This is a genomic window from uncultured Campylobacter sp. (genome assembly GCF_938045465.1).
Classification (GTDB): domain Bacteria; phylum Campylobacterota; class Campylobacteria; order Campylobacterales; family Campylobacteraceae; genus Campylobacter_B.
This window is the reverse complement of record NZ_CALIBF010000082.1, coordinates 1-9736: the sequence shown is the minus strand read 5'-3', so window position 1 is coordinate 9736 and position 9736 is coordinate 1. Positions and strand designations below refer to the sequence as shown.

Here is a 9736-nt window from a genome sequence, read left to right as displayed (position 1 = left end):
GCTATAAAATTATGAAAAGCCGTAGCAAAGCAGCGTAATGATCGCGCGAGTAGTAGCCATAAAATTTACGCGTAACGAAGCGGCGGCAACGAGTGTGCGAACAAGTGCGCGCAAGCCCAAAAAAAACGAGCCCAACGCAAGCGCCCGTAAGCCCAAAAAGACGAGCCGGACGCAAGCTCAAAAAAGACGAGCTGGACGCTTAAAATTTAACTCGCGATTTTAAAATCCGAAATTCTAAATCGCTCCGCCAAAATTTAGCCTATTTTTTACCTAAAATTTCGTAAAATTACGACTTTAAATTTTCAAAAAGGACGCAGATGAATAAAAGTTTGGAATTCAGAGCCGACATCGGAATGCTCTTCGTGGCGATCGCTTTTGGGCTCGGGTATCTGCCCACCTCGCAGGCGCTTGCGAGCAACAACGTCTTCGTGCTGCTATTTTGGCGCTTTTTCGCCGCGAGCATCATCGCAGGCGCGATATTTTTCCCGAAGCTCAAGGCCATAACTTCGCGCGAGATCAAGCACGGCGCGGTGCTTAGCCTGTTTTTATTCGCGGGCTTTACGTCGCAGACCTTCGCCTTTAAATTTGCGCAAAGCTCCTCCGTGGCGTTCATCATCGGCCTAAACGTCGCGCTCGTGCCCTTCATCGCCGCGGCGCTGTTTAGGCATAAAATTTACTCCTACGCCTACGCGGGCATCGCGCTTGCGATCGCTGGGCTCTATCTCATCGGCGACACGCAGCTAGGCCTCGGCAAGGGCGAAGCGCTGGCGCTAGTTTGCGCGTGCGCGTATTCGTTTCACATCGTGCTGACCAACCGCTTCGTTCAAAGCTGCGACGTAGCGGGCATCGCCTACGTACAGATCCTCTGCCTAAGCGCGCTTTGCTGCTTTGCGGCGATCTTTTTTGAAAGAGTCAGTATTGTGCCGGTGATGGATAGAAGCTTTTTCGTCGCGATGGCGGTGATCTGCCTGCTGGGAACGGTTTTTGGCTTTTTTGCGCAGGCCTTGATGCAAAAATACACGACGCCCGTAAAAACCGCTCTGTTTTTCACGCTCGAGCCCGTAACGGCGGGTATTATGGGCGTATTCGTGGGCGGCGAGAGGCTAAGCGCGATGCAAATTTTAGGCGCGGCGCTCATCCTCGCAGGCGTTTTGATAAGCGAGATCGGAAGCTACCTCAGCGCAAAACGGAGCAGATCCGCAGGCGCTTGATTTTGCGGCGGCGCAAATTCCACAAATTCCATGCAGCGTGGAATTTTGCGTCGTAAAATTCCACGCTGCATAAATTTGCACGCGAAATTCCATATCGCATAAAATTCTGTGCCTTAAAATTTCGCGGTGAAATTCTGCGCCGCGCATAATTCTATATCACGCGGAATTTTGCGGCGTCTCTCGCAAGGATACGTTAAAATTCCGCAACAAAATTCGTATTAAAATTTACCCAGCAAAGGCGTGCGGCGAAGCTTTAGCGATAAAATTTCATTGCTTAAGCGATACAATAGTAAAATAACAAAATTTTAACAAAGGAGCCCCTATGAAAAAAATCATCTTTCTTGTTGCCGCGCTTGCGGGCATACTGTTTGCTAAAAGCGTAGAGCTAGAGACGCCACTCAATCATAAAGACGGCGCAAATCACCTGGAATTGGTACTGATCTTAGATAAATCAGGCTCGATGAGCGGGCTTGAGAGCGATACGATCGGCGGATTTAACTCGATGATAGAAAAGGAGCGTAAAGAGGGCATCGACGCCAGCGTCACGACCGTGCTTTTCGATACGAAATTTAACGTCATCCACGACCGCACGCCGCTTAAAAAGGTCGAAAACCTAACGTCTAAAGAGTACTACGCCGGCGGCAATACAGCGCTATTAGACGCGATCGGCAGCACGATAGCGCGTATCGAGCGGGTGCCAGACATCTATGCCAAAAACAATCGCGTGCTTTTCGTCATCATCACCGACGGGATGGAAAACTCAAGCCGCGAATACTCCAAAGCGCAGATTAAGAAGATGATTAGCGACAAGCAGGAGAAATACGACTGGGAATTTATCTTTTTGGGCGCTAATATCGACGCCGCAAGCGAAGCACGCAGCATCGGCATCAGAAGCGAAAACGCCCTAAAATACGAGAATTCCAAAGAGGGCGTGAGTAAAAATTTCGAAGCGGCGGCCGAGATATCCAAAGACGTAGCGACCGACAATAAAGCAAACTCGAAATGGCGCGACAAGGTGCTTCAGGACAAAAAATAGCAAGGCGCAAAGCAAGGCGCGCTAAAATTAAGTGCCGCTGCGGAAACGAGCGGCGGCACTAAAATAGGCAGCGATGTGCATCGTGCGGCACAAAACGAGCTTTAGTAAAAAACACTGGCAGCGGTGCAAACGAGATTTATCAAAAAAATGCGGGCGGCGGCGCGAAAACAGAGACAGCAGCGCAAAACGGCTAGTCCGCTGGGTCGCTCGCCGAAAAATTTAACGCGAATATGCGCCGCAAGAAAAACAGAGCGCGAGGAATAAAACGGCGTGAAGCGGAGCTAAAAATTCCGCGACCTAGTGGTACGGTGCGCATATTGATTTTTACTCGGCGCACTTTAGAATTTTATTTTGACTTTTTCATGCGCCGCGCGGTATTGCTTTTGCCTGCGCTGCTTTGCGCGACACGGAAACGCAAATCTACTCGCTAAATTTAAACGCTTCGCGAAGGCATCCTTAAATTTGATGCGCTAATTTTGCAATTTTGCAAGAGAAGCTAAATTTAATACGCGTAAACAAAATTTTATAGTCTAAATTCAGGCGCTTCGCGAAGGGCACCGATTTGCTGCGAGTAAGCCATTATTTTGCAAGCAGCGACAAATTTACGGCGCGCAAATTCCATTTTTCGCGAGAAACGCGTAAATTCCGCTATTCGCGAGCGACAGGTAAATTTTACCCTTTGCAAGCCGCGCTAAATTTTAAAATTTCACCACCGCAAAACGGGCGCAGCTACTAAAGCGCGGACGCATTAAAATTTCGTAAATTTAACTAGGAGGAAGCTTATGAAGGTATCGGAGATCGACACGCCGGCGCTGCTGATCGACCGCGAAATCGTACTTCGCAACCTGCAAAAGATGCAAAGCTACGCAGACGCCGCGGGCGTGAACCTGCGTCCGCACACTAAGACGCACAAAATGCCCTATTTCGCGAAGCTGCAAGAGAGCATCGGCGCTGCGGGCATCACGGTCGCCAAAACGGGCGAGGCCGAGATCATGGCGGCAAACGGGCTGAAAGATATATTTATCGCAAACGAGATCGCGGGCGAGCTAAAATTTCAGCGCATCATCGCGCTTTTGCGCGCGGGGATAAACTTAAGCTTCGGCATCGACAGCATAGAGCAGGTGAGCCTGATAGAGCGCGCCTTTGAGCGCAGCGGCACGAAGGCCTGCGTGCTTGCCGAGATCGAAGTGGGCGAAAACCGCTCGGGCTTTGTGGAAAAGCAGGATTTTGCGGCGTTTATAAAATTTTTAAAAGGCTGCAAAAATATCGAATTCCGCGGCGTGTTCTCCCACGACGGTCACTCCTACAAAGCCGCCGATAAGAGCGAATGCGAGCGCATCCACCTAGCCGCGCAGCGCCGCACGCTGGAGTTTGCGGATATCGCGCGCGAGCTGGCTCTACCCGCACGCGTCGTTAGTATCGGCTCGACGCCCTCGCTCATCAACGATTTTGAAATTTTAAAGGGCGTCACCGAGATCCGCCCGGGCACATATATCTTTATGGACGCCTCTCAGGCGCAGGCGTACGGCGATTATTCGATGAACGCCGCGAGTATCCTTACGACCGTCATCAGCAGACCTACGGCGAATCGCATCATCACCGACGTCGGTGCCAAGGGGCTTACGCAGCAAAGGCGCACCGAGGGCTTCACCGCCACGCCTGGGCTCGGACGCATAAAGGGTACGGAGGTGTGGATAAATGGCGTTTACGACGAGCACGCGATCATCTACGACAGAGCGCTGCGAGACGCCGTGCGCGTGGGCGATCGGCTCGAAATTTATCCGAACCACATCTGCCCCGTCGTAAATTTGCACGAGTTCGCCTATCTCGTTAGCGGCGGCGAGGTCGTAGAAAAGATCCCCGTACTATGCAGGGGCAAGCTGCAATGAGCAGGCAAATTTAAAGGTGCGGCTACCGCGAGTTTGCAATGTAAGATAAACTGCAATAAGCGAGTAAATTTTAAATGCGAGGCGAGGTAAAATTTTAGCTTCGGTAGAGCCTGGCTAAATTTAAGGCGCGAATTTACGCCGCTCAGGTTGTGGCACAAAGCGCGCCGAATTTGACGACGAAATTTAACGAAAGGCGAAAATGAGACTTTGGACGATAAGTTTTAAATATCTCGATGCAAAGGGGCTAGTCGCACTTTGGCGCGAGGCGCTGCTAGCTAAAAACGTGCTGGCTGGGCTTACTAAAGGCTACAAAAATCACCCGCAGCTTGACCGCTTTTACGCGCATGAAAACGCGCTAGAAGCGGCAAATGCGTATCTAGCGGAGATTTATGCGCAGGCCTGTGCTCGCGGCTATAAATTTGACGCCGCGAAGGTGGGCGAATTTGACGAGCGAAATTTAGCCAAAATAGCCGTCACTCGCGGGCAGATAGAGTATGAATTCGCCTTTTTACAAAAGAAGCTAAAATCACGCGATATCAAGGCTTACGAGCGAAATTTAAGCGTAAAAAATATAGAAATAGCTAGCATTTTTGAGGAGGTTGCAGGCGGGATTGAGCCGTGGGAGAAGGTTAAAATTTAGCGCCGTCTCGCGCGGCAGCGGCGAGGAGTATATTCGGCTTATGCGGGCAAGCTTTTCGTATGTGGCGCTGCTTTTAAATTTATAGGTTTCATACAGAGCTAAGCTTTGCGTAGTATCATATAGGATCGCGCGGCAAGCGGCTTCTGCGGCGTCGCATACGCCGCGATCGATCAGCGGCGTAACGTGGCGGATCAGCGCTAGCGTCATTATCTTGCCCCCTAAAATACGAGCCCGCTAAGAACTTGCGCCGTTATGTTTCCGCTCCTACAGGATACTTGATGTTTAGATTTGCACTATTTATGCGAAATCTGCTATGGTTCTTACTCCGTAGCCACGGCGAGCACGAGGGTCTGCTTCAAAGCATGGATTTGCGGGCTATTTAAGCCTTTCGTAGCTTTCGCATGAGCTTTGCCATGCCCTTTCATGCTCCGCTACCGAGCTCATAAATCTATCCTTGCCGCCTAGTTCGCAGGCCTTTTTGTAGTACTGCGCGGCTTTTGTATTATCTGCACCCTCGTAAAGACGCGCTAAATTTAAGCACGCAAGCCAGCTGTCCACGATATCCATATCGCAACCGCGCACATAGTAACCTACGCCCTTTATAGCGTCTTTGCGCACGCCTCTGCCTCTGATATACGCAGAGCCTGCGTTACTGCAGCCTATCGCGTGCCCGTCATCGCAGGCTTTGTCGAACAGCTCCGCCGCCTTCGCCTCATCGCGCGGCATCCCCTCTCCGCTTTGATACAAAATGCCTAAATTTACGCACGACTCCACATCGCCGCCTTTGCAAGCTTTGACGTATAACGGCGCAGCCTTTAGCAGATCTTGCGGCACGCCCCAGCCATAATTGTAAATTTGCGCCAACGCCCCGCACGACTTCATATCGCCCTTATCGCAGGATTTTGTAGCCCGGCTTATATCGTCTGCGGTGATTTCAAAATTTTCGGCAAGCGCGAAATTTGCAGCAAACATCGCGATAAGCGCTAGAATTAAAATTTTATTTTTCATTTTCATCCTTTTTGATTTTTTAAGATCGCCCGCCAAGCCTAAGGCGCGGATTTATTGCCTTGGCGTAGATTTGTCGTCGCCCGCTCTTTGTTTTTTAACGCCTCGTAAATTTCATCGACGCCGCTTAGATTTTGATCCAAAACCTCTCTCGCCTTTTTTAGCGTGCGTGCGCCAAAAATCCCATCCTGCTTCACTCCGATGCTTTTTTGGATATATAAAATTTTATCCTTTTGCATCGCAGCGGAATCCTTAGTCGCCCTGGAAGCGGAATTTGAAGCAGGGCTTTCTGGGCCGTTAGAGCTTGCACTCGTAGAATTTTCGTCTACAGAATTTACGCCATCACTCGCAGAAGCGGAATTTTCGTCCTCAAAAAATGCAGGCATCCACCCTCGCAGCAGCCCTGCTGCGCCGGTTTTCGGCACGTAGCCCGTATTTGCCGCACCTCCGTAGATTGCGCTAGCTAAAACGGCGCAGAGCAGAGCTTTACAAAAGCGAGCAAACGCCCCGCCGCCTCTGCCGCAGCGATACTCTCGCGGAATTTTACGAGCTTTTACAGCGCACCGCACTGCGCTTGCCGGCCACAGCACTCCTCCGCCTAACAGCCCCACAGCAGCGATTGCCACGCCGCACGCGAGTGCCCAAAAATAATGCTCCGCAAAGATCATCTCGAAGCAGCCCTCGCACGCCAGCGCAGCCGCTGCGATGAGCGCGCCTCCGCCTATGCACCACACCGCGCGATCATAGCGTGGGCTTAGCACGCCAAGCGCCCCAGCCATCGCTCCGCCCAAATCACGAGCGCATTGCTGCGAAATAAAGCCCTCGCAAACGCGCATAATCGCCGCGACAAAACTCTGCGCGCAATCCTCGCGCAAAGAACGTGGGAAAAAGAATTTCTTTAATCGTGCAAAGGGCGAAATTTTAGAATTTGACGCAGGATCTTGCGTATTCGCGCGATTTTTAAATTTTGCAGCGGCTAGATTTTCGGAATTTATTGCGGCGGAGTCTATGGAATTTGTGGAATTTTGAGCATTCAAGACACTTAAATCTCGGTAATCTCGCTCGCCGCGTAATTCGTAAAGACCCTCCGCATTGCGATCAGAAGTGCCGCTTAAGCCCTCTTGCGAGCCGGTGAAATTAGATCCATTCTGCGTGCGAGCTTCGCTGCTTTGCTGCCTAGCATCAAAATCACTGGCAGAATTCTCTCCGCTTTCCGAAAGATCCGCCCCTGTAAATTTTATGCCGCCGCTCACTCCGCCCGCGAACCTGCCAAGCTCTCTGCGCGATCCCAGGCGATTATCTTCCGCACCCATAGAATCTGCTGGAGCGCTCGCGAATTTCATGCCCGCGAATTTTACGCTCGCACCACCCTCGAGATTTTCTTTGCGCAAAGCGTCTTTTGCGAGGCTCAAAGCGTCGCGGTCAGCCGTGCCGCAGGTAGAATTTACAGAGTTAAAATGCCCGTCCGCGCCGCGCAACTGCTCGAGATCTAGCGTCTCGCCGCGCAGTTTAGCACTAGCTAGGCGCATCGCCGCATCCAGCACAGGCTTTGCGCGAAACAGCGTAAAAAGGCTTTGCGCATCGTTCTGCCCTAGCCTAGCGGGTGCGCTGCGTACCGCCGCAAGCTCCGACGCAAAAACTTCGTCAAAAAAGTTAGGTCTTACGAATGTCGCGCCACCAAAGCACGCCGCATCGTAAGCCTTGCCGCAGACGGCAAAACTCAAGCGCAAAAATTCCTCCTCCGCGCTAAATACCGCTTCGCAGCCGCCCTGCACCGCTCGCAGCGAGCTTAGACGAAACAAAAGTCTGCGCGCAGCAAAACATACGCCCTTGCTGCATAAAAACTCCAGCAGCTCGCGCCCGAAAACCTGCGAGCTAGCGCCTATGCTTACGCTCGGGCGGGCATAAACGGATACTTTACCGGTGCGAGTGAAATACCCGCGCCCATCGCAATGCTCGCAGCGAAAATCACCCGCGCCGCCGCACTTTTCGCAGCGCAGCCTGCCCGCACCGCCGCAAGCGGGACAAATGCGCGAGCCGCTACCGCCGCAGCTAGCGCAGGGAATGAAGCGATAGCCCATAGAATTTGACGCAGAGCCTGCAGAGTCGCCTCCAGAAAGGCCGCGCGCATGAGCGTCCGTAGAGCTTAACGCCGCGCGGCTATAGCCGCCGGTGCCCTTGCAATCGGGGCAGATCAAGCGCCCGCGCCCGCCACAGTTAGCGCACGGCGTCTTGCCTGCGCCTTCGCAGGCTTTGCAGCGTCTCCTGCCCGATCCGCTGCAATGCTCGCAACGCAGCTGAACGCTAAAGGGCTTAAAATCGTGAAATTTTATGATCTGATCCGCATTCGTAGCGGCTTTTTGGGGATCTGCACGCAGGCGTAGCATAAAGGCCTCGCTTAGCTCCGCATCAGTGCTTGCCGCGCGTAGGCACTCGCGCGCATGAGCCTCGAACTGCGCGATATCTGCGAAATGCAGCTGAGCGCGCTCACCGCCACTTATATGCGAGACGCTAAACTTGCCGACAAAGTCATAACGCACGCCAAGCCTCACGCTAAATCCGTAAAACTCGCGATCAAGCTCGCGCAGATCGGCGCCACCGCTACGCGCTAAAGCCCTGAGTCTAGCGACAAACGCCTCTGCAAGCTCCTCTTTATCCAGCTTGTCCATGATCGCTCCTTTCTTGCGGGCGCGCCACAAATCCACGCCGCATAAATTTTAAAATTCCTTTATTGAAATCCTGTAAATTTTGCATTTCATACAATTATACCGCGAAAGGGAATTTTAAAATTCCAAAATCTCACGCAGGATGGAATTTAGCGCCATTGCGCGCCGTAAAATCTCGCTGCAAATCAAAGCTCTAAAATAGAGCTCGACGCAAAATCTCGCACTGCGGCGCGGTGACGTACATAACTGCCGCAACAAATACGGTGCAAACGGATCGCAAAACGGAGCCGCCAAGCATGCGGCGCCCGAGCGATAGCAGCGGGCATGCAAGACTTTAATTCCGCAGCAGCGCATAATTTGGCTCGCGATGATGCGCAATACGGCATAACGCACAGCAAATTTCGCGGCCGCGTGAAATTTTAAATTTCACAGCTAGCTCGTACGTACGCACAGCATGAAATTTAAAATTTTACGACAGCTATAGCGCGGCGTGCAGCGGCCTAAAATTCTGCGATAAGCGACGCGCAAATTTCAATCCCGCGCGACAATCAGGCGACGGGTGCATAAAGTGCAATTTAATTTACAAGCGCGCAGCGGCATATAGTCGTCGCACAAATTTAGTCGCAGCGAGCGACACGACGCGAAAATTCATGCCGCGACGCAGCGGCTCGTAAAATTTAGCTCGCCTGCCGCACAGCTATAGCCGCCTGCGCCTTTGCAAGCAGAGCGGATCAGACGTCCGCGCCCACCGCAGGCGATACACGGCGGTGCGTTAAATTTAATCTGGGCGCCGCAAACCTCACGCCGGCACGACCCATCGCGCGAGCGTAAAATTTAGCTCGCCTGTCGCATAATTTAACTCACGGCGGCGTATGTCGCGGCGCAAGCGCGAATTTTAGATCGTGCGGCGATCCTGCTACGCGACCGACGGATTAATTTCACGGTGCGCTCGACATGAAATTTAGGATATCGTAGCGACACATGACACTGTGCGCAGCCGCGTGAAATTTTGAATTTCACGGCGAGCCCACGCGTTATGAAATTTTAAATCTCGCCACGACGAGCGCGCAAGCTCGCGGGCGGCTCAATTTAAGATCTCGCGCCCGGTTTTGCGCGGAATTTTGCGAGCGAGATTTCAAATGCAAACCCGCGCAAGTTTCGCGCCGAATTTCTGCGTAGATCTTGCGCGAAATTTAATGAAATTTCACAGGCCGAGCTCGGCGCACCGAATAACCCGAATAACCCGAATAACCCGAATAACCCGAATAACCCGAATAACCCGAATAACC

General features: G+C 52.2%; 7 protein-coding genes. 4 read left to right on the top strand and 3 right to left on the bottom strand.

What is annotated here, in order from left to right; all coding sequences use genetic code 11:
• Positions 1-317: 317 nt before the first annotated feature.
• The 4 genes from Q0413_RS04170 to Q0413_RS04155 all read left to right on the top strand — a co-directional run bounded on the left by Q0413_RS04170 (position 318) and on the right by Q0413_RS04155 (position 4776).
• Positions 318-1211, top strand: a complete 894-nt coding sequence (locus Q0413_RS04170) for a DMT family transporter (protein WP_295152349.1) — start codon at positions 318-320, stop codon at positions 1209-1211.
• Positions 1212-1533: 322 nt separating this feature from the next.
• The gene (locus tag Q0413_RS04165; RefSeq protein WP_298987613.1) at positions 1534-2247 is read left to right on the top strand and encodes a vWA domain-containing protein; all 714 of its coding nucleotides are present in this window, start codon (positions 1534-1536) and stop codon (positions 2245-2247) included.
• 782 nt (positions 2248-3029) lie between these two features.
• Positions 3030-4136, top strand: coding sequence for an alanine racemase (locus Q0413_RS04160; RefSeq protein WP_298987611.1), 1107 nt, complete (start codon positions 3030-3032; stop codon positions 4134-4136).
• A gap of 199 nt (positions 4137-4335) precedes the next feature.
• On the top strand, positions 4336-4776 hold the full coding sequence (locus Q0413_RS04155) for a pyrimidine dimer DNA glycosylase/endonuclease V (protein ID WP_298987609.1): 441 nt from the start codon (positions 4336-4338) through the stop codon (positions 4774-4776).
• Positions 4777-5151: 375 nt separating this feature from the next.
• Here Q0413_RS04155 and Q0413_RS04150 read toward each other — a convergent pair whose 3' ends face one another.
• The 3 genes from Q0413_RS04150 to Q0413_RS04140 form a co-directional block, all read right to left on the bottom strand.
• Positions 5152-5784 (bottom strand): tetratricopeptide repeat protein, encoded by a 633-nt coding sequence (locus Q0413_RS04150; RefSeq protein ID WP_298987607.1) that lies wholly within the window; start codon positions 5782-5784, stop codon positions 5152-5154.
• A gap of 38 nt (positions 5785-5822) precedes the next feature.
• Entirely contained in the window at positions 5823-8450 is a 2628-nt protein-coding gene (locus tag Q0413_RS04145; RefSeq protein ID WP_298987605.1) for a hypothetical protein, read from the bottom strand.
• Positions 8451-9536: 1086 nt separating this feature from the next.
• Positions 9537-9736 (bottom strand): hypothetical protein (locus tag Q0413_RS04140; protein WP_298987603.1); only part of this gene is annotated, 200 nt, incomplete at its 5' end.